Genomic DNA, 25155 nt, shown 5'->3' with positions numbered 1-25155 from the left:
TCCGCACACAGTTGTTATGTCGGCGAACGGTGTCCACCGGCATGCTGAACGGAGGGGTCATGGCGGTCCAGCAGGTGATTCGGAGGCGGAACGGCGGTCTGGGGCGCGTTCCCGTCTCGCCGTCCGGAACGATCGGTGATCTCCCCGTCCGCGGCCGCGGCGCCGAGCTGGGACTGCTGCGCGACCGGCTCGCCGCGCTGGCCGGCGGGGAGGGCGGGGCGGTGCTGGTCGAGGGTCCGCCGGGCTCGGGGCGGACGCGGCTGCTCGCGGAGGTCCGGACGCGCGCCCTCGCGGCCGGCCTGTCCTGCCGGCACGGCGCCGGCGCGTTCAGCGGACTGCCCGTCCCCCTCGGACCGCTGCTCGAAGCACTGTGCACAGGGCCGGCGCCGCTGATCAGTGCCACGGCCCCGCAGGCCGCCGACCCGGCCGAGCTGCGCTCGTGGACGTTGCGGGAGGTGCGGAGCGGGCTGGCGCGAAGCGCGGCGCGGCAGCCGCTGGTGATCTGCCTCGACGACGTGCAGTGGTGCGATCCGGCGACGCAGGAGGCGCTGGCGATGCTCATGGACGGCCTGGCGGACGCCCCGATCCTGTGGGTCGCGGCCGTGGGCCCGGCACCAGTGGACGCCTCAGGAGCGCTGGACCTGATCCGGGAGAGCGCCGGGCATCGGATCGTCCTCGGTTCCCTGCCCGACCGCGCCGTCATCGCGCTGGCGGCCGATGTGCTCGGTGCCGAGCCCGGTGAGGCCGTGATGCGAGCCGTGCGGAGTGCGCAGGGCACGCCGCGGCTGGTCGTCGAGCTGCTCCGCGGCCTGCGGGAGGAGGGGCTCGTCACGGTCAGGGACGGGATCGCCTCAGCGGACGGTGCGACGATCCCGCGCCGGGTCCACGCCATGGTGCGGGGGCGGCTCGACCAACTGCCGCCGGACGCGCGGGAGGGCCTGCGGGTCGCGTCGGTGCTCGACCGGCCCTTCACGACCGGGGAACTGGGCGACCTCATCGGGGTTCCGGCGGACGAGGCGGCGGAGCTGGCGGACGAGGCCGTCCGCGCCGGTTTCCTCCGTCTGACGGGGACTGTGCTGGGTTTCCGCCACGACCTGGTGCGGCAGGCGGTCTCCGAGACGCTCTCCGCTGCGCTGCGCCGCTACCTGCGGCGCGAGGCGGTCGACGTCCGCCTGGCTCGGGGCGGCACTGCGGTGGACGTCGCCGCCGCGCTCGCGGAGGCCGCGGCACCGGGCGACCGCCGGGCCGTCGCCCTGCTGCGCGAGGCCGCCGCGGACCTGGCCGCTTCCGCGCCCTCGCGGGCGGCGGCGCTGAGCCGCAGGGCGCTGGAGCTGGCGGAGCCGATCGGCCCGGACACCGCCGAGATCGTCCGTGAGACGGTGGAACTGCTCGGCGCGGACGGCCGGTATACCGAGGCCCGCGCACTGGCCGATACCGCGCTCGACGGCTGCCTCGCCCCGGAGGCCGAGGCGCGGCTGCGGTTGGCGGTGGCGCTGCTGGTGAGCCCTTCCTCGTCCGCCGAGGCGGTCCGCCAGTGCCGGATCGGGCTCTCGCTGCCGGAGCTGCCGGAGGCGCTGCGCGCCCGGCTGTCGGCCGCCGAGGCGCTCTATCTCTCCCAGTCGGGTGACCTCAGGCCGACCGGCACGACCGACGCGACCGGCGTTGACGAGGCTCTGGCGGCGGACGCCTGGGACGCGTTGTCCCGGCTGGAGCCGCGTCTCGCCCTCGATCTCCAGGACCGGGCCTCCGCCGCCGGCTCGAACACGCCGGCACCGCAGTGGACGCCCGAGGTCTGCGGGCGGGCGTTCGCTCTCACCGCGTCCGGGCAGACGGGTGCGGCGCTGCGGGAGGCCGATGCGGGCGTCCGCGCGGCCCGGCGGACCGGGCGCGCGGCCGCGGCGGTCCTGTGGTCGATGAGCCGCGCGCGGATCCTGTTCGACGCGGGCCGGCTCGGCGACGCGCGCACCGAGGCCGGCGCCGCCCTGGCGGCGGCGGACGGCCCGGTCGCGGGCGACTTCGCCGACACCGCGGCCCGGTACGCGCTCGGCCGCGCGTCCGTGACGCTCGGGGACCGGGAGGGCGTCCGCCGCTGCGCCGCCGACGGCGCGCGGATGATGGACGCCGAGGCGCCCGCGGTGCGGCGCACCGGCGCCTGGCTGGCCGCGCTGGCGGCGGACGCCCTGGGCGACACCGCCCGCGTCGCCGAGCTGCTCGAACCCGCCTGGGGCGGCGCGGACGCGCCGCACCGGTCGCCCGGCGCCCCGCCCGACCCCGCCGACCTCGTCGTGCTCGCGCGCCTCGCGCTGGGCGCCGGCCGGCCGGGCCTCGCGGCCGCCGCCGCCGAGCGCGCCGCCGACCTCGATCCCGCGTTCCCGCTGCTGTGCGGCGTCGCGGCCCAGGCGCGCGGCCTCGTGGACGACGATCCCGACCTGCTGCTGCACGCGGTCAAGCTGTTCGAGGACGCCGAGCGCCCGCTGGTGCGCGCCTCGGCGGCCGAGGACGCGGGCCGCGTCCTCGGCGCGGCCGGCGACCCCGCCGCACGGGACCTCCTGAACACCGCGCTCGACCTGTACGAGGAGTCGGGCGCCGCGCGTGACGCCGCCCGCGTCCGGCGGCGGCTGCGCCAACTCGGCGTGCGCCGGGCACCCCGGACCCGGGACGGCGCGAGGGACGGGCAGTGGGGGCTGACGGCGGCGGAGGTCACCGTGGCCCGGCTCGTCGCGCAGGGCGCCACGAACCGGCAGGTGGCCGAGCAGCTGTTCCTGTCGCGCCACACGGTCAACACCCACCTGCGGAACGTCTACACCAAGTGGGGCATCAACTCCCGGGTCGACCTGGCCCGCCTCGTCCTGGCCCGCGAGGCCGCGTAGCCGCGTAGCCGCGTAGCCCGGCGTCCTGCCCGCGCCACCCTTCCCCCTGCCGCGCTTAACGGTTGATGCGCGTTTCGGGTGGCGTTGCGCGTTTTTCGGCATATTGCATTGGATAATGAGATGTTGCATTAGATGACAGCCCGGTCGTCCTGGCGCCGCCGGTGCTGCGCGGCACGGAAGACAGGGTTGGATGCCCGAAGAGTCGGATTCTGCAGCTGGTCGGTCCGCGTTCGGGACGGGACGGCCGCCGTCGCTGGTGGGCAGGGCCGCGGAGCGCGGGGCGCTCGGCCGGCTGCTCGCGGACGTCCGCGGCGGCGGGAGCCCGGTGCTGGTGCTGCGCGGCGCGGCCGGAGTCGGCAAGTCCGCGCTGCTGGACCACCTCGCCGCCGAAGCCACGGAGTCCACCGAATCCGCGGAGTCCGCTGAGCCAGCGGGATGCCGGGTCGCGGCCGCCGCCGGGGTCAGGACGGAGATGGAGCTGCCCTTCGCGGCCGTCCACCAGCTGTGCGTGCCGATGCTGGACCTGCTCGACGGCCTGCCCGGCCCGCAGCAGGACGCGCTCGGCACGGCGTTCGGGATGCGCGCCGGTCCGGTCCCCGACCTCCCCCTGCTCGGCGCCGCCGTGCTCGGTCTGCTGGCCCGCGCCGCCGAGCAGCGCCCGCTCGTGTGCCTGGTCGACGACGCCCAGTGGCTCGACCCCGCCTCGGCGCGGCTGCTCGCCGAGGCCGCCGACGGCCTCGCGGTGGCGGGCGCGGCCCTCGTCTTCGCCGTCCGGGAGCCCGCCGGGACGGACGTCCTCCCAGGTCTGCCCGTACTGGAGGTCGGCGGCCTGCCGGACGCCGACGCGCGCACGCTCGTCGGACGGGCGGTCCCGGGGCCGCTGGACGAGCAGGTGCGCGACCGGATCCTGGCCGAGGCGCGCGGCAACCCGCGCGCGCTGCTGGAACTCCCCCGCGCCGTGTCCGCGGGCGGGTTCCCGACGGCGGCCACCGGGGCGGCGGCGCCGGACCGGCTCCGCCGAAGGCTCGGCGACCTGCCGCCCGGCGCCCGGACCGTGCTGCTGCTGGCCGCCGCCGAACCCGTCGGAGACCCGGATCTGCTGCGGCGCGCCGCCGCGCTGCTCGGCGCCGGCGCGGCGGCGGTCGAGGCGGCCGGCGGGCTGGTCGAGGTCGGCGGGCCGGTGCGCTTCCGGGACCCGTTCGACCGTTCCGCGGTGTACGACGCGGCCGGGCCGCCGGAGCGCCGGCGGGCCCACCGGGCGCTGGCGGAGGTGACCGCCGACGCCGACCTCGACCGGCGCGCCTGGCATCGCGCGCACGGCGCCGCCCACCCCGACGAGGGCATCGCCGCCGACCTCGAACGCTCCGCCGGGCGCGCCCGGGAACGCGGCGGCCTGGCCGCCGCCGCGGCCTTCCTGGAGCGGGCGGCCGCGCTCACCCCCGAGGCCGGGCGGCAGGCCGAACGCGTCCTCGCCGCCGCCGAGACCGCGCATCTCGCCGGGGCGCTCGCGTCCGCGCGGGCGCTGCTGGCGGTCGGGACCGGGCTGCTCGACACGTTCCAGCAGGCCCGCGCGGACGTCCTGCGGGGCCGGCTCGCGTTCGCCGAGAACCGGGGCGGCGACGCCCCGTCGTTGCTCGTGCGGGCCGCCGAGCGACTCGAACCGTTCGACGCCGGGCTGGCCCGCGCGGCCTACCTGGACGCGGTGTTCGCCGGGATGTTCGCCGGCCGGCTGGCCCGGCCCGGCGGCGGCATGGCGGACATGGCCCGCGCCGCCGGGGCGGCGCCGCGCCCGCCGCACCCCCCGCGCGCGTCCGACCTGCTGCTGGACGGGTTCGCGGTGCTGGGCAAGGAGGGGACCGCGGCGGCGGTGCCGGTGCTCCGGCAGGCCGTGGCCGCGTTCGGCGACGGCATGCCCGCCGACGAGGAGCTGCGCTGGATGTGGCCGGCCTGCGTCGCCGCCTGGCATGTCTGGGACGACGGCCGCCTGGTCGAGCTGTCCGGCCGGTTCCTGGAGCTGGCGCGCGGCGCCGGTGCACTCGGCGAGCTGCCGCTCGCCCTCACCATGCGCGCCCAGGTGCTGCTGCTCACCGGCGACTTGGCCGCCGCCGAGGCCCTGACCGGCGAGGTGCCGGGCGCCATGGCGGCGGCGGGCGGACGGCTCGCGCCGTACGCGGCGCTGGCCCTCGCCGCCTTACGCGGCCGCGAGGCCGAGACGTCCGCGCTGGCCGAGGCCGCCGCCGCGGAGGCGGCCGAGCGCGGGGAGGGCCTCGGGGTCGCCGCCGCGGAACTGGCGGCGGCGGTGCTCGGCAACGGCCTCGGCCGCTACGGCGACGCGCTGGCGGCCGCCGAGCGGGCCGCCGGCCACGAGCGGGACCCGGGCGTCGGCAACTGGGCGGCGGTCGAACTCGTCGAGGCGGCCGCGCGCACCGGCGGCGGCGAGGCGGCGGCCGGGGCGCTGCGCCGCGTCACCGAGACCGCCGCGGCCGGGGGCACCGACTGGGCGCTCGGGGTCGCGGCCCGGTCGCGGGCGCTGCTGGCGGACGACGCGGACGCCGAGCCCCTGCACCGGGAGTCGATCGACCGCCTCGGCCGGACCCGCGTCCGCTCCGATCTCGCCCGCGCCCACCTGCTCTACGGTGAGCGCCTCCGCCGCGAGCGCCGCCGCGCCGAGGCCCGCGAGCACCTGCGCACCGCCCTCGACCTGTTCACCGAGATCGGCATGGCGGCCTTCGCCCGCCGGGCCGCGCGCGAACTGCGGGCCACCGGGGAGACCGCCCGGGAGCGGACCGCCGGGGCCGCGGCGGCGCTCACCCCACGGGAGGCGGAGATCGCCGCGCTGGCCCGCGCCGGGCTGACGAACAAGGAGATCGGCACCCGGCTGTACGTCAGCCCGCGCACCGTCGAGCACCACCTGCGCCAGGTCTTCACGAAGCTCGGCATCACCTCCCGCCACCAGCTCGAAGACCACTTCTGATCCCCCGTGCCGGTGCCCGGCACTCCCGGGGTCCCTGGGGCCTCCCTAGTGCCCCGGCCAGGTATGTCCCTGATGCGACCGCGACCCGTACCCGGCGAGAGTGTGGGGTACCGGCGGCGATCGTCCGCCACCGGGCCGGACGGAGGAGGCGGGGGGCATGGCGGTCGAGGAGATGGCGCGAGGAGCACGCGGGGACGTGCTCCCGCTGCGGGGCCGCGACGCCGAGATCGCCGAGCTGACCGGGTGGCTGGCGCGGCTGCGCGTCGGGCAGGGCGGCGTCCTGCTCGTCGAGGCGGCCCCGGGGGCCGGCAAGAGCCGCCTCGTGCGGGAGGCGCGGGCCATCGCGGAGAACCTCCCGGTCCGGGTCCTCGCCGGGGCGGGCGAGCGCGAGGAGCGCGGCGTTCCGTTCGGGGCGCTGCTGCGGGCGCTGCCCTCGGACGGCCCCGCCGTCGGCGCCGACGTGTTCCGGACGCTCTCCGAGTCCGCCGAGCAGCGGTTCTGGCTGTTCCGGGCGCTGCGTGACCAGTTGGAGCAGATGGCGCGAGAGCGGCCTCTGCTCGTCGTCGTCGACGACCTCCAGTGGTGCGACGCCGGAACGCTGCTGGCGCTGCGCACGCTGCCGGCGCGGCTGTCCGCGCACCCGGTCCGCTGGCTGGTCACCGTCCGCACCGGGTCGCCGGGCACCGACGTGCGGGCCACCGTCGCCCGGCTCGCCGACCTCGGCGCCCGCACGATGCGCCTCGGCCCGCTGCCGGCGGACGCCGCCGCCCGGCTCGCCGGCGACCTGCTCGGCGCGGAGCCCGGCGCGGACGTCCTCGCCCTGGTCCGGCGGGCCGAGGGGCGGCCGCTGCTGGTCACCGAGATCGTCCGCGGGCTCAGCGGCGAGGGCGCGGTCGCCCGGACCGGCGGGACGGCGCACCTGGCCGGACGCCACTCGCCGGTCCACTCCTACGGTTCCGCGCGGCGCCTGCTCGGGCACCTGTCGCCGGCCGCCCGCGAGGTGCTCCGGCTCGCGTCGGTGCTCGGCCGCGACCTGGACGCCGGCCGGCTCGCCGCACTCGGCGGGTACGGCGTCGCCGAGGTCGTCGCGGCGCTCCAGGAGGCCGTCGACGCCGACCTCGTCCGCTCCAGCGACCCCCTCGGCTTCCGGCACGACCTCGTCCGCGAGGCCATCCGTGGAACGGTCCCCGCCGCGCGGCGGCGGGAGCTGCGCAGGCGGGCCGCCGACCTGAGCCTGGCGCGGGGAGCGCCCATCGGCCAGGTCGCCCTGGCCATGGCCGAGACCGCCGAGCCCGGTGACGCCGACACCGCCGCGCTGCTGCGCAGGGCGCTGGACGAGCTGGCGGAGGCCGCGCCGGACGCCGCCGCGCCGATCGCCCGGCAGGCCGTCGCGCTCGCGCCCGCCGGCTCACCGGAACGGGCCGCCGCCGTCGCGGAGGCCGTCCCCCTGCTCGCCCGCGTCGGCCGGGGCGGCGAGGGCCGCAGGCTCGCCGACTCGGTCCTGGACGGTCCGCTGCCCGCGGCCGTCGAAGGCCGGATCCGGCTGGACGCGGGCCTGTCGGCGCTGCAGGGTTCGTTCGCCGAGGCACTGCGGTTCAGCGGGCCGGGTGCCCGCCTCGACGGGCTGCCGGACGGCATGCGCGCCCAACTGATGGCCGTGCAGTGCGCTTCCACCCTCCTGACCGGCGACATCGCCGCCGCCGACCAGCTGCTCGCACCCGCCACCGAGGCCGCCGCGCGAGCCGGGGACGGCGCCGCCCTGGCGCTGCTCCACACCACCGACTCCGTCGCACGGGCCCGCCGGCTGGACTTCGCCGCGGCCGAGCGCCTCGCCGCCGCGGCCGTCGCCGCCGCGCCGGACCCGGCCGCGGTCTTCGGGCCGGCCGTCTGGCGGGCGTCGCTGCACGGCATGACCGGCCGCGTGGAGGAGGGGCTGCGCGAGGCGGCGGACGGCACCGCCGCGGCGCGCCGCCCCGGCCGCGCCCAGGGCCTGCCCCTGTGGCTGGCCACGCACGCCCGTCTGCTGCTGGCGGCGGGCCTGCTGGCCGAGGCGCGGGCCGAGGCCGAGGCCGCGCTCGCGCTGGCCGAGGAGTCCGGCGCGGGCGAGGCCATCTGCTTCGACGCGCTGTGCGTGGTCGGACGAGTCGCGGCGCTGACCGGCGAGTCCGCCGCCGCGAAACCCAGCGCCGCGAGTCCCGGCGACGCCGCGTTCGCGTCCTCGCACCCGTCCGCCCGCGCGGGGCGGATGCTCGGCGCGGGCGAGGCCGACGGGCTGCGCCGGCCGGGCGCCTGGCCGGCGGACGACCCCCGCTTCGTGCGGATGGCGCTGAGCGCCGGCCGGTCCGGCCACGCCGCGGCCGTGGTCGCCGAGGCGGAGCGCCGGGCAGCGCTGAACCCCGGCGTCCCGTTCTTCGCGGCGGTCGCCGCGCACGCGCGCGGGCTGCTGGACGACGATGCCGCCCCGCTGCGGCGGGCCATCGGGATCCTGCGCGGATGCCCCTACCCGCTGGCGCTCGCCTCCGCCCTGGAGGACGCCGGGCGGCTGCTCCTGGACGCCGACCGCGACGCGGCCGTCGCGCACCTCACCGAGGCCGAGGACGGCTACGCCCGGACGGGCGCCGCGAGCGAGGCGGCGCGGATCCGCCGCAGGCTGGGCGCCGCCGGGCAGCGGCAGCGGCGGCGCCCGAAGCCCCGCCGGGAGGCGCGGGGCTGGCACGCGCTGACCCCGGCCGAGCGGCGGGTCACCGCGCTCGTCGCCGAGGGCGCGACCAACCGCGAGGCCGCCGCGCGGCTCTTCCTTTCCCCGGCCACGGTCGGCACGCACGTCATGCACGTCTTCCAAAAGCTCGGAGTGAATTCGCGCGTGCAGCTCGCGCGCCTTTACCTGGAGCACGAAGAGACCGCCGGCTGACCCGTCGGCGGGCGAAGTCGGAACCGTTCCGAGCGGACGGTTCCGACCTTTCGGCATACCCGTTATAACTTCCGCGAGCATCCGTTCACATAACGCAAGTTCCGCTCTCTCTACTCACCATTCTTCGATCTCATGCGTTCATGTCATGCCACGTCATGGCCGCCAGGAGAAGGTAAGGAAGGTAAGCCTGGTTCGTCCGGCGAAGCCTGGCCCTGGGAGGATGGAATGGCACACGACCACCGCAACGAAGGCCGCCCGGCGACCGGTACCGCATTCAGCACCGGAACCATTGTTCCGAAGGCACCGGCAAGCACGCATTACGCCAGACAAGACCGGCCGGGCTCCCTTGAAGAGGCCGCCGCCACGTTCACCGAGATACGCCCGCGGCTCTTCGGCATCGCCTACCGGATGCTGCTCAGCAAGGCGGAGGCCGAGGATGTCGTCCAGGACGCCTGGCTGCGCTGGCAGCACGCCGACCACGCGGCCATCGCCAACCCGGCGGCGTTCCTGACCCTGATCACCACGCGGCTGGCCCTCAACGCGCTGAAGTCCGCCCGGGTCCGCCGCGAGACCTACGTCGGGTCCTGGACGCCCGAGCCCGTCGACCCCGGCTCCGATCCGGCCGCCGGGGCCGAGCGGGAGGAGGCGCTCGGCCGCGCGCTGCTCCTGCTGCTCGAACGGCTGACGCCGGCCCAGCGCGCCGCCTACGTCCTGCGGGTGGCCTTCCTCTACCCCTACGAGCAGATCGCCGAGATCATCCAGCTCAGCCCGGCCAACGTCCGGCAGCTGGTGAGCCGCGCCCGCAAGCACTTGAGCACCGGGCGGTGCGAGCCCACCGACACCGGCGAGCACCGGCGCCTCCTGGTGACCTTCCTCGCCGCCCAGGACGGGGACATCGCGGCCCTGGAGGCGCACTTCGCCGAGGACGTCGTCAGCTCCGCCACCGGCGGGACGGCGCGGCTGCCGCGGATCGGCGTCAACCGCTGGCGCGGCCCCGCCCGGCGCACGCTCCGCTCCGGCGCCGTCCGCCCCGGCCAGCACCGCAGGCCCCACCCCGCGCCCGCGTGACCGGCGCTCCAGCCGAATCCCGCCCCGCCCTCGAAAACGATGCACGTCGCGCACCGGAGCCGCTGGTCCCATGGTCACGAAGACGACGCCGACCCCCGCCGCGCGCGGACTCACCTCCGCCGAAGCCGCCGCACGGCTGCGCGCGGACGGCCCGAACGCCCTCCCGCAGGAGCGGCCGCCCTCCCCGCTGATCTCGCTGGCCAGGCAGCTGGTGCACTTCTTCGCGCTGCTGCTGTGGGCGGCGGCGCTGCTCGCCTACGCGGGCGGCATGCCGCAGCTCGCGGTGGCGATCGCCGTCGTGGTCGTGCTCAACGGGGTCTTCGCGTTCGCCCAGGAGTACCGCGCCGAACGGGCCGGGCGGCGGCTGCGGGAGCTGCTGCCGACGCGGGCGGCCGTCCGCCGGGACGGCCGCCGCGTGCTGGTCGACACCACCGCCCTCGTGGCCGGGGACGTCGTCCTGCTGCGGGCCGGCGACCGGATCTCCGCCGACGCCGACCTGCTGGAAGCGCATTCCCTGGCGGTGGACGAGTCGACGCTCACCGGCGAGAGCGTCCCGGTGCGGCCCGAGGCGGGCGCCCGCGTGCACGCGGGCACGTTCGTGACCGAGGGCGAGGCGGAGGCGGCGGTCGTCGCGACCGGGGCGCGGACCCGGCTGGCGGGCATCGCCGCGCTGACCCGCACCGCCCGGCGGCGCCCGAGCCCGCTGTCCGTGGAGCTGCACCGGGTGGTCCGGACCATCGCGTTCGTCGCGGTCGCCGTCGGCGCGGCGTTCTTCGGCGCCACCGTCCTGCTGGGTCCGACACCCAGCGAAGGGTTCCTGCTTGCGGTGGGTGTCACCGTCGCGCTGGTGCCGGAGGGCCTGCTGCCGACCGTCACGCTGTCCCTGGCCCGCGCTGCGCAGCGGATGGCCGGACGCAAGGCGCTCGTGCGGCGGCTGGAGGCGGTGGAGACCCTCGGCTCCACGACGTTCATCTGCACCGACAAGACCGGCACGCTGACGCGCAACGAGATGACGGCCGTCCGGGTGTGGACGCCGTCCGGGACAGTGCGGATCGAGGGCGCCGGCTACTCCCCCGAAGGCCGGCTCCTCGGCGGACCCGCCGCGGTGGACGCCGTCCGGGCGCTCGCCGTCAGCGCCTACCGCTGCTCCACCGGGCGGACGCGGCGCCAGGACGGCCGCTGGCGGGCGGTCGGCGACCCGATGGAGGCGGCCCTGCACGCGCTCGCGCTGCGCGCCGGGGCCGACCTGCCCGATGAGCCCGAGCTGCGCCGGTACCCGTTCGACGCGCGGCGGCGGCGCGCGTCCACGCTCACCGCGAGCGGGCTGCACCTGAAGGGCGCCCCGGACTCGGTGCTGCCGCGCTGCGCGCCCGTGCCCGGCGCCGAGGACGCGCTCGCCGCGATGACCGCGCGGGGCCTGCGCGTCCTCGCCGTCGCCGTGCGCCGGCCGCCGGATCTGCCGGACGACCTGCCCGCGGGCCTGCCCACCGACCCCGACCGGGCCGAGCGGGAGCTGACGCTGCTGGGCCTGGTCGGCCTGGAGGACCCGCCTCGCGACGACGTCGCCGGGGCCATCGCGTCCTGCCGCCGGGCCGGGATCCGGCTCGCCATGATCACCGGTGACCATCCGGCGACGGCCCGCGCGATCGCGGCCGCCGTCGGGCTGGCCGGGCCGGACGCCCCGGTGGTGACCGGCGCCGGCCTCCCCCGCGACGAGGCCGGACTCGGCCGGCTGCTGGACCGCGACGGCGTGGTCGTCGCGCGGGTCACCCCCGAGGACAAGCTGCGGATCGCCAAGGCACTGCAGGCGCGCGGGCACGTGGTGGCGATGACCGGCGACGGCGTCAACGACGGCCCGGCGCTGCGGCAGGCCGACATCGGCGTGGCGATGGGCGCGTCCGGCACCGACGTCGCCCGCGAGGCCGCCGACCTCGTCCTGCTGGACGACCACTTCGCCACGATCGTCGCGGCGGTGGAGCTGGGCCGCGCGACCTACGCCAACATCCGCCGGTTCCTGACCTACCACCTCACCGACAACGTCGCCGAGCTGGTGCCGTTCGTGCTGTGGGCGGCCACCGGCGGGGCGCTGCCGCCGGCGCTCGGCGTCCTGCAGATCCTGGCCCTGGACATCGGCACCGACATCCTGCCCGCGCTCGCGCTCGGCGCCGAGCCCGCCGGGCACCGCACGATGGACGGCCGCGCCCGCACCGGGCGGCTGATCGACCGCCGGCTGCTCGGCCGGGTCTTCGGCGTCCTCGGTCCCGCCGAGGCCGCCGTGACCATGGCCGCGTTCGCCGCCGTCCTCGCCGCCGGCGGCTGGAGCTGGGGCGAGACGCCCTCCGACGGCCTGCTGTCCACCGCGTCCGGGACCGCGTTCGCCACGGTCATGCTCGGCCAGATGGCCGCCGCGTTAGCGTGCCGCAGCGAGTCGCGGTGGGCGGGCCGGCTCCGCTGGACCGGCAACCCGCTGCTGCTCGGGGCGGTCGCCGCCGACGCGGTGCTGATGGCCGTGTTCCTCGGGATCCCGCCGGTGGCGGACCTGCTCGGCGGCGGCCCGCCGTCCGCGCTCGGCTGGCTGATCGCCCTCACCGCCGTTCCCGCCGTGCTGCTGGCCGACGCCGCCGCCAAGGCCGCCCGGCACCGCGGCACCCGGCCGCCGGACCCGGCGGGCCCTCCGAACCCGCCGGACCCGCCGGACGCCGACGCCGTGCGCTCACCCGGATGACCAGTTGGAACCGCGGCGCTCCGCCGCAGCTGAGGAGGTACTCATGAGTGCGAAACCCGCCCGCCGGAAGCTGGGGCTGTGGATGGCCACGGCGCTGGTGGTGGGCAACATGATCGGGTCGGGCGTGTTCCTGCTGCCCAGCTCGCTGGCCGAGTACGGGCCGATCAGCCTGATCGCGTGGGGGTTCACGGCGGCGGGGGCGATCCTGCTGGCGCTGGTGTTCGCCCGCCTGTCCCGGGCCTACCCGAGGACGGGCGGCCCCTACGCCTACGCGCGGCGCGCGTTCGGCGACTTCGTCGGGTTCCAGACGGCCTGGGGCTACTGGATCGCGGTGTGGGCGGGCAACGCGGCGATCGCGGTCGCGTTCGTCGGCTACCTGGCGCACTTCTGGCCGTCGCTGGGCGAGGACAAGGTGCTGGCCGCGGCGGTCGGGGTCGCGACGATCTGGCTGCTGACGGCGGTCAACGCCTACGGCGTGCGGGAGGGCGGCGCCATCCAGGTGCTCACCACCGTCATCAAGCTGGTGCCGCTGCTGATGATCGCGGTCGGCGGGCTGTTCTTCGTCGAGTCCGGCAACTTCGGGGAGTTCAACGCCAGCGGCGACAGCGCGTTCGGCGCGGTCTCCGCCGCCGCCGCGCTCACCCTGTGGTCGTTCATCGGGCTGGAGTCGGCCACGGTCCCGGCCGAGGACGTCGACGAGCCGGAGAAGAACATCCCCCGCGCCACCGTCGCCGGGACCGCCGTGACCGCGCTGATCTACATCCTCGGGACCGTCGCCGTCCTCGGGCTGGTCCCGGCCGCCGCGCTGGCGACCTCGACCGCGCCGTTCGCCGACGCCGCCGACGCCGCGTTCGGCGGCTGGGCCGCCGATCTGGTCGCGGCGGGCGCGGCGATCAGCGCGTTCGGCGCCCTCAACGGCTGGATCCTGCTGCAGGGCCAGATCCCGTTCGCCGCCGCCCGCGACGGCCTGTTCCCGCGCGTGTTCGCCCGCACCGGACGCGGCGGCACGCCCGTCATCGGGCTGGTCATCTCCAGCGTCCTGGTGACCGGGCTGATGCTCATGAACTACAACGCCGGCCTTGTCGACCAGTTCACCTTCATCATCCTGCTGGCCACCCTCACCACCGTCATCCCCTACGCCTACGCCTCGCTGGCCGAGCTGGTGCTGCTGGCCACCGACCGCGTCGCGTTCTCCGGCCGGCGCCTGGCCCGCGACGCCGTCATCGCCCTGCTGGCCTTCGGCTACACCGTCTGGGCCATCGCCGGCGCCGGCTACGAGGTCGTCTACAAGGGCACGCTGCTCATCTTCGCCGGCATGCCGATCTACGCCTGGCTGAAGTACCGCGAGCACCGCGTCCAGGAGGAAGAGGCCGAGGCCGAGATCGAGGTCGCGGTGGAGGAGGCCGAGGAGTACGGCCCGCCGCCCGCCGAGCCCGGCCCCTCCGGGAAGCCCGGCCCGTCCGAACCGCCCGTGCACGCCGCCTGAAGGGACCGATACCCGTGTTCACCGTCTCCTCCGAGGTCGGCCGGCTGCGGCAGGTGCTGCTGCACCGCCCCGACCTGGAACTGCTCCGCCTCACCCCGGCCAACAAGGACGACCTGCTCTTCGACGAGGTGCTCTGGGCCAAGCGCGCCCGCCAGGAGCACGACGTCTTCGCCGACACGCTCCGCGAGCGCGGCGTCCAGGTCCACTACCTCGCCGACCTGCTCGCCGAGACCCTCAAGATCGACCAGGCCCGCGGCCACGTCCTCGACCACACCGTGTCCGAGGCGGCGCTGGGCGCCACGCTCGCCGGACCGGTGCGCGCCGTGCTGGAGGACATGGACCCCGAGACCCTCACCCGCCACCTCATCGGCGGGCTCACCAAGGGCGAGCTGGACCTGGCCGCCCACAGCCTGCTGCTGGCCTCCCTGGACGACGGCGACTTCGTCCTGCCGCCGCTGCCCAACCACCTGTTCACCCGCGACCCGTCCGCCTGGATCCACGGCGGCGTGACGCTGCACCCGATGGCCAAGCCCGCCCGGCGCCGCGAGACCGTCCACCTGAACGCCGTCTACCGGTACCACCCGATGTTCACCGGCGCCGACATGCCGGTCTGGTACCCGGGCACCGACTTCGGCCTGCCGTCCGTGGAGGGCGGCGACATCCACGTCCTCGGCGAGGGCGTCGTGCTGATCGGAATGAGCGAGCGGACGACGCCGCAGGCCATCGAGCTGCTCGCGCAGCGGCTGTTCACCGCCGGGGCCGCCCGCCTGGTCATCGCCGCGCAGCTGCCCAAGCAGCGCGCGTACATGCACCTGGACACCGTCATGACGATGGTCGACCGGGACGCCTTCACCGTCTACCCGGAACTGCCGGTGCTGCGGTCCTACCGCCTCACACCCGGTACCGGCGGCACGGTCACCGTGGGCGAGAACGACGGGCTGTTCCCGGCGATCGCCCGCGCCCTCGGCCTGCCCGGCGTCCGCGTCCTGTCCGCCGAGCAGGACGTGCGGGCCGCCGAGCGCGAGCAGTGGGACGACGGCGACAACGTGCTCGCCCTCGAACCGGGGGTCGTCGTCGCCTACGAGCGCAACGTCACCACCAACACGATGCTCCGCCGCAACGGCATCGAGGTCATCACCATCCCCGGCGGCGAACTCGGCCGCGGGCGCGGCGGGCCCCGCTGCATGAGCTGCCCCCTCCAACGCGACGCGGCGGCGCCGGCCGGCGCGACGGCGCCGGCTGGCGAGGCCGCTCCGGCCGGCGCGACGACTTCCGAAAGCGAAACGACTCCCGAGAACGAGGTGGCACCGTGAAAGACCTGCTCCGCATCGCCGACCTGGGCAGCGACGACCTGACCCTGCTGCTGCGGCTGTCGGCCGACTTCCACCGGGTGCCCGACTCCGCGCACGACCTGCTCGCCCACCAGATCGTGCCGATGTACTTCGCCAAGCCGTCCACCCGGACCCGGCTGTCGACCGCCGCCGCGGTGACCCGGCTCGGCGGGACGCCCATCGCCGTCGGCCCAGACGAGCTGCAGCTGCGCCGCGGCGAGACCATCGGCGACACCGCGCGGGTGATGGGCGCCTACTCCGCCGCGATCGTGATCCGCACCTACGCCGACGCCGACGTCGCCGACCTCGCCGCGGCGGCGCCCGTCCCGGTCGTCAACGCGCTGACCGACGGCCACCACCCGCTGCAGGCCGTCGCCGACCTGCTGACCGTCCAGCAGCACTTCGGGCGCCTGCGCGGCCGGCGTGTCGCCTACTTCGGGGACGGCGGGAACGTCGCCCGCAGCCTGATGGAGGCGGCGGCCCTCGCGGGGATGGACGTCGCCATCGCGACCCCGCCCGGCTACGCGCCGCCCGAAGAGGCCGTCGCGTTCGCCACCGAACAGGGGCGGCGGCGCGGCGGCGCCGTCCTGGTGACCGATGACCCGGACGAGGCCGTCAAGGACGCGAGCGTCCTGTACACCGACGTCTGGCTGTCCATGGGCGACGCCGAGGACGAGCGCGCGAACCGCGCCGCGGCGCTCGCGCCCTACCGGGTCGACGAGCGGCTGATGGCGCAGGCCCGCGACGACGCCGTCTTCATGCACTGCCTGCCCGCCCACCGCGGCCAGGAGGTCAGCGCCGGCGTGATCGACGGCGCGCGCTCGCTGGTCTTCCAGCAGGCCGCCAACCGGCTGCCCGCCGCGCAGGCCGTGCTGTTCGCGCTGCTCACCGAGCGCCTGGACGGACGGCCGTGAGGATCGTCGCCGCCCTCGGCGGCAACGCGCTGCTGCGCCGGGGCGAGCCGCTGGACGCCGCCGTGCAGGTCGCGCACGTGCGCGAGGCCGTCGGCGGGCTGGCCGCGCTCGCGAACGGCAACGAGCTGATCATCACGCACGGCAACGGACCGCAGGTCGGGCTGCTGGCCGTGGAGAGCGCCGCCGACCCGGCGCTCGCCGCGCCCTACCCGCTCGACGTGCTCGGCGCCGAGACGCAGGGCATGATCGGCTACTGGCTGGTCCGCGAGCTGCGCCGCGCCCTGCCCGGCCGGGAGATCGCCGCGCTGCTCACCGAGACCGAGGTCGACCCCGGGGACCCCGCGTTCGGCGACCCGGCGAAGTTCGTCGGCCGCACCTACGGTACGGCGGAGGCCAAGCGGCTGCGCGCCGAGCACGGCTGGACGATGCGCCGGGACGGCGACGCCTGGCGCCGGGTCGTCCCGTCCCCCGAGCCGCGCGCCATCGTCGAGCTGCCGACGATCGCGCGGCTCACCGACGAGGGGTGCCTGGTCGTCGCCGTCGGCGGGGGCGGTGTCCCCACCGGCGGCGACCACGACGGCATCGAGGCAGTGGTCGACAAGGACCTCGCGGCGGCGCTGCTCGCGACGCGGCTCAAGGCCGACGTGCTGCTGCTGCTCACCGACGTCCCCGCGATCGAGCGCGGCCACGGCACGGCGCGGGCCCGGCCCGTCCGCCACATCACCCCCGCGCTGCTGCGGCGGCTGCGGCTGCCGGCGGGGTCCATGGGGCCCAAGGCGGAGGCGGCGTGCCGCTTCGCCGAGCACCGCCGCGGCGCCGTCGCCGTGGTCGGCGCGCTGAACGACGCGCCCGCGCTCCTGTCGGGGGCCGCGGGGACCCGAATCGAGGACGATGGAGGAGAACAGTATGAATGACCAGGTCGATGTGGTGGTGGTCGGGCTCGGGCCGGGCGGCGAGTACGCCGCGGGCGCCCTCGCCGAGGCCGGGCTGGACGTGGTCGGGATCGAGGCGGGGCTCGTCGGCGGCGAGTGCCCGTACTGGGGCTGCGTCCCCAGCAAGATGATGGTCCGCGCCGGGAACGTGCTCGCCGAGGCGGGGCTCGTGCCCGTCCTGGCGGGCGAGGGCAAGGCGGTCCCCGACTGGAGCCGGGTCGCCGCGCGCGTCCGGTCCGAGGCCACCGACGGCTGGAACGACGAGGCGGCCGCCGACCGCCTGACGGCCAAGGGGGTGCGGCTGGTCCGGGAGCGGGGGCGGCTCGCGGGGCCGCGCCGGGTCACCGCCGGCGACCGCACGTTCGAGGCCCGGCGCGGGGTGCTCCTGGCGACCGGCTCGCAGCCGCGCATCCCGCCCATTCCGGGCCTGGAGGGGACGCCGTACTGGACGAACCGGGAGGCCATCGAGGCCGCGGAGATGCCGGCGTCCATGCTCGTGCTCGGCGGCGGCGCGATCGGCGTCGAACTCGCGCAGGTCTACGCCCGGTTCGGCTGCGCGGTCACCGTCCTGGAGGGCGGCGAGCGGCTGCTCGCCCGCGAGGAGCCCGAGGCCGGCGACCTGGCCGCGCGGGCGCTGCGGGCCGACGGCGTCACCGTCCGCACCCGCGCCCGGGCCGTCGACTTCGAGCATGACGGGACGATGTTCGAGGCCCTGCTCGAAGGCGGCCTGGAGCCGGTCCGCGCGGAGCGCCTCCTGGTCGCGACCGGGCGCGGCACCGACCTGGCCGCGCTGGACGTCGGCACCGTCGGCCTCGACCCCGCCGCCCGCGCGGTGCCCACCGACGGGCAGATGCGGGCGGGCGACGGGCTGTGGGCGGTCGGCGACATCACCGGCCGGGGCGCGTTCACGCACATCTCGATGTACCAGGCGCAGATTGCCGTCCGCGACATCCTGCGCCGCCCCGGCCGCGACGCCGACTACCGGGCGCTGCCCCGCGTCACCTTCACCGACCCGGAGATCGCGGCGGTCGGGATCACCGAGCGGCAGGCGCGCGACCGGGGCATGCGGGTGCGCACCGGCCTCGCGCCGGTCCCGGAGTCCACCCGCGGCCGCATCCACGGCCCCGGCAACGAGGGGTTCATCAAGCTCGTCGAGGACGCCGACCGCGGCGTGCTGGTCGGCGCGACCTCGGCCGGGCCGACCGGCGGCGAGGTGCTGTACGGCCTGAACGTCGCCGTCCACACCGAGACACCGACCGATGTCCTCAAAAACATGATCTACACGTATCCGACCTTCCACCGCGCCGTGGAGGCGGCTCTGCACGCCCTTCACTGACACCGCCGAAAACCCGGCCCCGCCATGAAGAAATCTTGGCGTTTCCGCATGGGAGCGTCACAGGGACAACCGATATCCGGTCATTAATTATGGCGTCTGAACGGGCCCACACACCGAACAGGAGAAGACCATGACCAATTCTCCCGGCCAACCGGCCGGACACTTCGGGAAGAGACCCGCCGCGGCGGTCCTCGTCCTCGCGGTCGCCCTCGTCCTGACGAGCATCGTCCAGACGCAGAGCGCGTTCTCGCAGGAACGGCGCCATCGGACGCCGAAGCCCACCGTCGTGCTCGTGCACGGGGCCTGGGCCGACGCGTCGAGCTGGAACAAGGTCGTCACCAGGCTCCAGCACGACGGATATCCCGTCGTGGCGGTCGCCAATCCGCTGCGGTCGCTATCCGGCGACGCCGCGTTCGTGCGGACCTTCCTGGAATCCCAGAAGGGGCCCGTCGTCCTCGTCGGCCATTCCTACGGCGGCGCCGTGATCACCAATGCCGCCACCGGGAACGCGAATGTCAAGGCGCTCGTCTACGTGAACGCCTTCGCGCCGGACGAGGGCGAGTCCGCCACCGCGCTCGCGGGTCCGGATTCCGCGCTCTCGGTGGACCCGACGACCGTTTTCGACTTCGTTCCCGGCACCCTTCCGCCCACCCCGGCGACCGACCTCTACCTCAAGCGGTCGACCGTCTTCGCCTCGTTCGCGACCGGGCTGGACGCGCGGGACAAGGCGCTCATCACGGCCACCCAGCGGCCGGCGACGGTCGGCGCGCTCAACGAGCCGTCCGGGCCCCCGGCCTGGCGGAGCATCCACGCCTGGTACCTGATCGGGAAGAACGACAAGATCATCCCGGTCGGCGTCGAGCGGGCCATGGCGGAGCGGGCCGGCGCCACGACCGCCGAGTACGACGCCGGGCACCTCGGCCTGATGACCGACTCTCGGACCGTCACCCGGTTCATCGAGCGGGCCGCGAGGTCGAGCGTCCGCTAGCGATCTGCCGCACACCGGCGGATCCGGGCCCACAGGGACCGGATCCGCCCGGTCGCGTCTCAGGGCTCAGCCCGGTGACCCGCCGTCGAGGGCCTGGCGGAGCTGATGGCGGGAGGTGATGTCGAGCTTGGTGAAGACCTTGCCCAGGTGGTACTCGATGGTGCGGGGGCTGAGGAACAGCTGAGCCGCGATCTCCGGGTTCGACAGGCCCTCCCTCGCCAGCTGCGCGATCTGCGCCTCCTGCGGAGTGAGCTGGTCGGGCGTGCCGGCGGTGCGTCCGCGCACCGCCGCGGACGACGAGGCATCGCCCGCGTCCCGACCGCAGATCCCCCAGCAACTCGTCGAGCGCCGCGCGCTCGCGCTCCCGGTTCAGCAGCCCCGGCCCCGCCTCGAATCGAGTCCCCATGCCCGTCTCCGCCACATATTCAGCGGGGCCCACCGGCACGGCATCCCCGGTTGTCGACAGCCCCCGCAGCTTAGAAGACCAACCGGTTCGTTGGTCTCTATTCCACCGAACATAACTTCATGTGACAGGCGTGCATCTCTGTGTACATGCACGTCGTGGCGAGGGTAGCGGGGACGGGCCCCGGCTGGACGACGCGTAAAGCACTGAATTCCCGGCCGGTGCGAACGGTGCCGGGATTCGGCAATGGAATTGTCGTGTGAATGGCCGTTGCCGGGTACGGCGCGCCGGCCCGCCTCGCCGCTCCCCGCCGCGCGTCTCAGGAGGAGTCGCGGACGATCAGCTGCGTGGGCAGCACCACCGGCTCGGCCCGCCCCTCGCCACCGCCGAGCAGCATCCCGACGGCGGCCCGCGCCACCTCGGCGACCGGCTGGCGGACGGTGGTCAGCGGCGGATCGGTGTAGCGGGCGGCGTCGATGTCGTCGAAGCCGACGACGGCGACGTCGTCCGGGACGCGGCGGCCCGCCTTGCGCAGCGCGTGCAGGGCACCGGTCGCCATCAGGTCGTTCGCGGCGAACACCGCGTCGAGGCCGGGGTCGTCCTCCAGGAGCTGGGCCATGGCCGCCGCCCCCGACTCGCGGGTGAAGTCGCCCAGGGCGGCCAGGGACCTGCGGTCGGTGCCGGAGAGGATCTCGCGGTAGCCGGCCAGCCGGTCCAGCCCGGCGGACATGTCGGGCGGGCCGGTGATCGCGGCGATGCGCCGCCGCCCCCGGGCCAGGAGGTGCTCCACGGCGGCGCGCGCGCCGCCGACGTTGTCGGCGTCGCAGTACGGCGGCCTGGCCGTGGACACGGGGCGCCCGTGCGACACGACGGGCACGCCCGTCCGCAGGAGGGCCGCCGGCAGCGGGTCGGCGCCGTGCTGGGAGAGCAGGATGACGCCGTCCACATGCCGTCCCGCGACGTACCGCTCCACCCTCGCCTGGCCCGCCGGAGTGGACGGCATCATGAGCACGACCTGCTTGTCGGCGGCCTCCAGCTCCTGGCTCACGGCGCGGACCACCGACAGGAAGAACGGGTCGTCGGAGAACACCCGCGCGGGCGGCTCGGAGACGACCAGCCCGATCGACCCGGTGCGCTGGGTCACCAGGCTGCGGGCGGCCGAGTTCGGGATGTAGCCGAGCTCCTCGACGGCGCGCAGGACGGCCGCGCGTATCCGCGGGTTCACCGTGGCGGAGCCGTTGACCACGCGCGACACCGTGGCCCGCGAGACCCCGGCCCTGGCCGCCACGGCCTCCAGCGTGGGACGTTTCATCGGATACCAACAGCGTGGAAACCCCGTCCTTCAGGGCGGGGAGGAAACGCGGAACGACGCGGCTCTTTGGCCTCCTGGTTTTGTCGGTCCGGATTTTGTCGGTGGTGGTCGGTAGGTTGCAGAGCGTGTCCAGGTTCCGGCTGTGTCCGACCCCTGCCCAGGAGGCGGGGCTGCTGGAGCATTGCGCGCATGCCCGGTTCGTGTGGAATCTGGCGGTTGAGCAGCACGCGTGGTGGACGCCGCGGCGCGGGCCCGCTCCGGGGTATGCCGTCCAGGCCCGCCAACTCACGGAGGCGCGGGCTGGGTTCGGGTGGCTGGCGGCGGGGTCGCAGACGGTGCAGCAGCAGGCCCTGCGTGATTTCGCGCAGGCGATGGCGAACTTCTTCACCGGTACGCATCGGCGTCCTACTTGGCGCAAGGCCGGGGTGCACGAGGGGTTCCGGGTCGTCGGGGCGCGGGGCCGGGCGTGGGATGTGCGGCGGTTGTCGCGTCGCACGGGTGAGGTGCGGGTGCCGAAGGTGGGGTGGGTGCGGTTCCGCTGGTCCCGACCCGTCCCGCCGGACGCCAGGTCGTTCCGGGTGACCCGTGACCGCGCCGGCCGCTGGCATGTCGCGTTCGCGCACGTGCCCGCCCCGGTTCCCGCGCCCGGCAACGGTGAGGCGGTCGGCGTGGACCGGGGCGTGGCCGTCAGCGCCGCACTGTCCACGGGTGAAATGCGCACCGTGCCGGGCCTGACGCCGGGTGAGGCCGAACGGTTGAAACGGTTGCTGCGCCGCCTGGCCCGCGCCCGCCCGGGGTCGAACCGGCGTGCCCGCCTCAAGGCCGCCGTCGCCCGGCTCAAGGCGCGCCAGACCGACCGCCGCAAGGACTGGGTGGAGAAGACCAGCACGGATCTGGCGCACCGGTTCGATGTCATCGCCGTCGAGGACTTGAACGTGCGGGGTATGACCCGGTCCGCCAGGGGCACCGTCGACGCCCCCGGCACGGGTGTCCGGCAGAAGGCCGGGCTGAACCGGGGCATCCTGGCCGCCGGGTGGGGCCGGCTCGTGGTCCGGCTGGAGGACAAGGCGCCGGGGCGGGTCGTCAAGGTCGATCCGGCGTACACGTCGCAGACCTGTCATGCGTGCGGGCACCGCGCCCGGGACAACCGCGAGAGCCAAGCGGTGTTCCGATGCGTCGCCTGCGGGCATCAGGCCAACGCCGACGTCAACGCCGCCCGCAACATTCGAGACACCGCCTGCAACATCCGAGACACCGCCGTGGGACGCACGGTGGCCGCGCGGGGAGGCTGGGCATTGGTCCGGCCGGTGAACCGCGAACCTCAACCCACTCTCCTCTCCATATAGGGGACGGTTGGAATCCCCCGCCTTCAGGCGGAGGAGGACGTCAAGCCCGCCTCTCCCTATCAGGGAACGACCTTACGTCGCGCGGGAACGGCCGCATGCCCGCGCCTTCGCGAGAGAGCGATTTCTTGAAGAGTCTAGAAGTGAGCCGACAAACACAAGTCGCCTGTTCAAAGACCTAAATGCCAGCTGGACGCCGTGAGAGAGCGCTCTCTGAACCTCTTGACGGAGGGTCTCGTGCGGGTGACATTGAGCGCACCAGAGGCAGGCACCCCGCGCTTGCTCCCACCCCTCTCTGGAGGTCCCCGCCATGTCCCCACCGAGACGTCCCCGGTCCTGGCGCCGGCCCCTGCTCGCCGTGCTCGCCGCCGCGCTCCCGGCGGCGGTCGCCCTCACCGTGACGCCGCCGACGGCCGGCGCTTCCGTCCCGCCGCCCCCGTCCGGCTGGAGCCTGGTCTGGAGCGACGACTTCGACGGCGCCGCCGGAGCGCGTCCGTCGGCGGCCGACTGGATCATCGACACCGGCCACGGCTATCCCGGCGGCCCGGGCAACTGGGGCACCGGCGAGATCCAGAACTACACCGCCGATCCCGACAACGTCAGCCTGGACGGCGGCGGCAACCTGCGGATCACCCCGGTCAAGACCGCTTCGGGCGAGTGGACGTCGGCCCGCATCGAGACCCGGCGCACCGACTTCAAGCCCGCCGACGGACGCGTGCTGCGCATCGAGGGACGTATCCAGATGCCCAACGTGACCGGCGCCCAGGCGCTCGGCTACTGGCCCGCGTTCTGGGCCCTCGGCTCCCCGTACCGGGGCAACTACCAGAACTGGCCGTCGATCGGCGAGTTCGACATCATGGAGAACGTCAACGGGATCAACTCCGTCTGGGGCGTCCTGCACTGCGGGACGAATCCGGGCGGCCCCTGCAACGAGACCAACGGGATCGGCGCGAACCGCGCCTGCCCGGGGACGTCCTGCCAGGCGGGAATGCACACCTACCGCTTCGAGTGGGACCGCAGCGTCAGCCCCAACCAGCTGCGCTGGTACGTGGACGGCCAGCAGTTCCACAGCGTCGGCCAGAACCAGCTGGACGCGGGCACGTGGGCGAACATGACCGGCCACGGCGGCTACTTCCTGCTGCTGAACGTCGCCATGGGCGGCGGTTTCCCCAACGGCGTCGCCGGACGGGGCACGCCCACCGCGGACACCGTCTCGGGGCGGCCCATGGTCGTCGACTACGTCGCGGTCTGGCAGAGCGGCGGCTCGACCACCCCGCCGCCGACGGGTGACACGGTCGACGCCCGCTCGACCATCCAGGCGGAGAGCAGCGACGCGCAGTCGGGCACGCAGGTGGAGGCCACGACCGACACCGGTGGCGGCCAGGACGTCGGCTACATCGGCAACGGCGACTGGCTGCGCTTCGATGACGTCGCCTTCGGCGGCACTCCGGCGACGCAGTTCAAGGCCAGGGTCGCCTCGGGCGCGCCGGCCGGGGTGAGCGGCCTGGTTCAGGTGCGGCTGGACAGCCCGACCGGCCCGGTGATCGGCGACTTCGCGCTCGCGAACACCGGCGGCTGGCAGAGCTGGCGGACGGTCCCCGCCAACATCGCCGCGACGACCGGCACCCACACCGTCTACGTCACGTTCAGCAGCGGCCAGCCGGCCGACTTCGTCAACCTCAACTGGTTCACCTTCGCGAGCTGACCTGCCGCGCCGCCCGGCCGCGCGAGTTCTTACGGACCGCGAACGCCTGTCCGAACGCGGGGCGGGCGGCGGCCGGGCGGCCTTACAGTCCCAGGTAAGTGATCTTGAGGGGCGCGCCGAGCGGGCGGCGCCCCCGCACGTGCCGGGGACCGCGCGGGACCGCCGGCTTGGGGGGACGCGTGGAGCCGGTGATCCGGGTTCGGAATCTGCGGGTGGGCGGCCGGGAGCGGGCCGCCGGAGTGTCGTTCGACGTGGCGGCAGGAGAGGTCCGCGCCCTGCTCGGCCGGTCCGGGTCGGGCAAGACGGCCGTCCTGGAGGCGGTGGCGGGGCTGCGGCGCCCCGTGGCCGGGTCGGTGCGGGTGAAGGGCGCCGACCCGTACGGCGGCCGGGACGGGCTGCGCCTGGGCGCCGTCTGGCGGGAGGGCGGCGACCACGCGGGCTTCACGGTCGAGGAGATCGCCGAGTCCTTCCGCCGCTGGACGCTCGACCCGCTGACGACGGCGGACGCGCTGGAGCTGACCGGTCTCGGCGACCTGGCGGCGGTGCGCTTCGAACGGCTGACCGCCGGGCAGCGGCGCCTGCTGGATCTGGCACTGGCCCTGCTGAACCGCTCCGACGTCCTTTTCCTGGACGATCCCCTGGCCGGTCTCGGCAGCGGCACGGTCGAGCGGATATGGGCGGTGCTGCGCGATCTGGCGGCCTCGGGCGCGGCGATCCTGCTTTCCACGCGCTCGCTCGCCGAGGCGTCCCACGCCGACCGGACCAGCACCATTGACGAAGGCCGGGCGGCCCCGTCCGCCGTACCTCCGCATTCACGGGCCGCGTGAATACCGCCTTTTCGTTAGGGTGGTGCGTCC

General features: G+C 75.5%; 16 protein-coding genes. 14 read left to right on the top strand and 2 right to left on the bottom strand.

The genetic code is table 11. The annotated features are described in order from the left end of the window. The first annotated feature begins 59 nt into the window (after positions 1-59). The 11 genes from HUT06_RS07725 to HUT06_RS07675 all read left to right on the top strand — a co-directional run bounded on the left by HUT06_RS07725 (position 60) and on the right by HUT06_RS07675 (position 19535). Complete coding sequence (locus tag HUT06_RS07725; protein WP_176195083.1) at positions 60-2870, top strand: AAA family ATPase; 2811 nt, start codon at positions 60-62, stop codon at positions 2868-2870. A 256-nt stretch (positions 2871-3126) separates the two neighbouring features. Then, positions 3127-5844, top strand: coding sequence for a LuxR family transcriptional regulator (locus HUT06_RS07720; RefSeq protein ID WP_217711242.1), 2718 nt, complete (start codon positions 3127-3129; stop codon positions 5842-5844). A 157-nt stretch (positions 5845-6001) separates the two neighbouring features. After that, complete coding sequence (locus HUT06_RS07715) at positions 6002-8755, top strand: AAA family ATPase (protein ID WP_176195081.1); 2754 nt, start codon at positions 6002-6004, stop codon at positions 8753-8755. Between the two features lie 225 nt (positions 8756-8980). Next, positions 8981-9823 carry a sigma-70 family RNA polymerase sigma factor gene (locus HUT06_RS07710; protein WP_176195080.1) on the top strand — a complete coding sequence of 281 codons (843 nt, stop codon included), beginning with the start codon at positions 8981-8983 and terminating at the stop codon, positions 9821-9823. A gap of 70 nt (positions 9824-9893) precedes the next feature. Further along, positions 9894-12548: a cation-transporting P-type ATPase gene (locus tag HUT06_RS07705; protein WP_176195079.1), complete on the top strand. Its 2655-nt coding sequence runs from the start codon at positions 9894-9896 to the stop codon at positions 12546-12548. A gap of 43 nt (positions 12549-12591) precedes the next feature. Next, complete coding sequence (locus tag HUT06_RS07700) at positions 12592-14034, top strand: amino acid permease (protein ID WP_176195078.1); 1443 nt, start codon at positions 12592-12594, stop codon at positions 14032-14034. Positions 14035-14042: 8 nt separating this feature from the next. After that, positions 14043-15347 carry an arginine deiminase gene (locus HUT06_RS07695; protein WP_176201211.1) on the top strand — a complete coding sequence of 435 codons (1305 nt, stop codon included), beginning with the start codon at positions 14043-14045 and terminating at the stop codon, positions 15345-15347. Next, positions 15344-16279, top strand: a complete 936-nt coding sequence (argF, locus tag HUT06_RS07690) for an ornithine carbamoyltransferase (RefSeq protein ID WP_176195077.1) — start codon at positions 15344-15346, stop codon at positions 16277-16279. The genes HUT06_RS07695 and argF overlap by 4 nt, the downstream gene beginning before the upstream one ends. Continuing rightward, entirely contained in the window at positions 16276-17193 is a 918-nt protein-coding gene (locus HUT06_RS07685) for a carbamate kinase (RefSeq protein WP_176195076.1), read from the top strand. The genes argF and HUT06_RS07685 overlap by 4 nt, the downstream gene beginning before the upstream one ends. Further along, entirely contained in the window at positions 17186-18547 is a 1362-nt protein-coding gene (locus HUT06_RS07680) for an NAD(P)/FAD-dependent oxidoreductase (protein ID WP_176195075.1), read from the top strand. Before HUT06_RS07685 ends, HUT06_RS07680 begins: the two co-directional genes overlap by 8 nt. 130 nt (positions 18548-18677) lie before the next feature. Then, complete coding sequence (locus tag HUT06_RS07675; RefSeq protein ID WP_176195074.1) at positions 18678-19535, top strand: alpha/beta fold hydrolase; 858 nt, start codon at positions 18678-18680, stop codon at positions 19533-19535. Positions 19536-19601: 66 nt separating this feature from the next. Here HUT06_RS07675 and HUT06_RS07670 read toward each other — a convergent pair whose 3' ends face one another. Together HUT06_RS07670 and HUT06_RS07665 are read right to left on the bottom strand one after the other, a co-directional pair. Further along, on the bottom strand, positions 19602-19820 hold the full coding sequence (locus HUT06_RS07670; RefSeq protein ID WP_217711241.1) for a helix-turn-helix transcriptional regulator: 219 nt from the start codon (positions 19818-19820) through the stop codon (positions 19602-19604). A 437-nt stretch (positions 19821-20257) separates the two neighbouring features. Then, positions 20258-21250, bottom strand: a complete 993-nt coding sequence (locus tag HUT06_RS07665) for a LacI family DNA-binding transcriptional regulator (protein ID WP_176195073.1) — start codon at positions 21248-21250, stop codon at positions 20258-20260. Between the two features lie 14 nt (positions 21251-21264). On the opposite strand from HUT06_RS07665, the gene HUT06_RS07660 reads away from it, so the two are divergent. The 3 genes from HUT06_RS07660 (at position 21265) to HUT06_RS07650 (ending at position 25125) form a co-directional block, all read left to right on the top strand. Next, positions 21265-22596, top strand: a complete 1332-nt coding sequence (locus HUT06_RS07660; RefSeq protein WP_217711240.1) for an RNA-guided endonuclease TnpB family protein — start codon at positions 21265-21267, stop codon at positions 22594-22596. 307 nt (positions 22597-22903) lie between these two features. Next, the gene (locus HUT06_RS07655; protein ID WP_176195072.1) at positions 22904-24298 is read left to right on the top strand and encodes a glycoside hydrolase family 16 protein; all 1395 of its coding nucleotides are present in this window, start codon (positions 22904-22906) and stop codon (positions 24296-24298) included. 188 nt (positions 24299-24486) lie between these two features. Next, entirely contained in the window at positions 24487-25125 is a 639-nt protein-coding gene (locus HUT06_RS07650) for an ATP-binding cassette domain-containing protein (protein ID WP_176195071.1), read from the top strand. Positions 25126-25155 lie beyond the last annotated feature (30 nt).

The organism is Actinomadura sp. NAK00032 (genome assembly GCF_013364275.1).
GTDB lineage: Bacteria > Actinomycetota > Actinomycetes > Streptosporangiales > Streptosporangiaceae > Spirillospora.
This window is presented reverse-complemented; position numbering and strand designations above follow the sequence as displayed.

Bases quoted from the DNA above. Each gene is read 5' to 3' on its own strand.
- HUT06_RS07725 (WP_176195083.1), top strand. From the start codon at position 60: ATGGCGGTCCAGCAGGTGATTCGGAGGCGGAACGGCGGTCTGGGGCGC.
- HUT06_RS07715 (WP_176195081.1), top strand. From the start codon at position 6,002: ATGGCGGTCGAGGAGATGGCGCGAGGAGCACGCGGGGACGTGCTCCCG.
- HUT06_RS07710 (WP_176195080.1), top strand. From the start codon at position 8,981: ATGGCACACGACCACCGCAACGAAGGCCGCCCGGCGACCGGTACCGCA.
- HUT06_RS07705 (WP_176195079.1), top strand. From the start codon at position 9,894: ATGGTCACGAAGACGACGCCGACCCCCGCCGCGCGCGGACTCACCTCC.
- HUT06_RS07700 (WP_176195078.1), top strand. From the start codon at position 12,592: ATGAGTGCGAAACCCGCCCGCCGGAAGCTGGGGCTGTGGATGGCCACG.
- HUT06_RS07680 (WP_176195075.1), top strand. From the start codon at position 17,186: ATGAATGACCAGGTCGATGTGGTGGTGGTCGGGCTCGGGCCGGGCGGC.
- HUT06_RS07675 (WP_176195074.1), top strand. From the start codon at position 18,678: ATGACCAATTCTCCCGGCCAACCGGCCGGACACTTCGGGAAGAGACCC.
- HUT06_RS07665 (WP_176195073.1), bottom strand. From the start codon at position 21,250: ATGAAACGTCCCACGCTGGAGGCCGTGGCGGCCAGGGCCGGGGTCTCG.
- HUT06_RS07655 (WP_176195072.1), top strand. From the start codon at position 22,904: ATGTCCCCACCGAGACGTCCCCGGTCCTGGCGCCGGCCCCTGCTCGCC.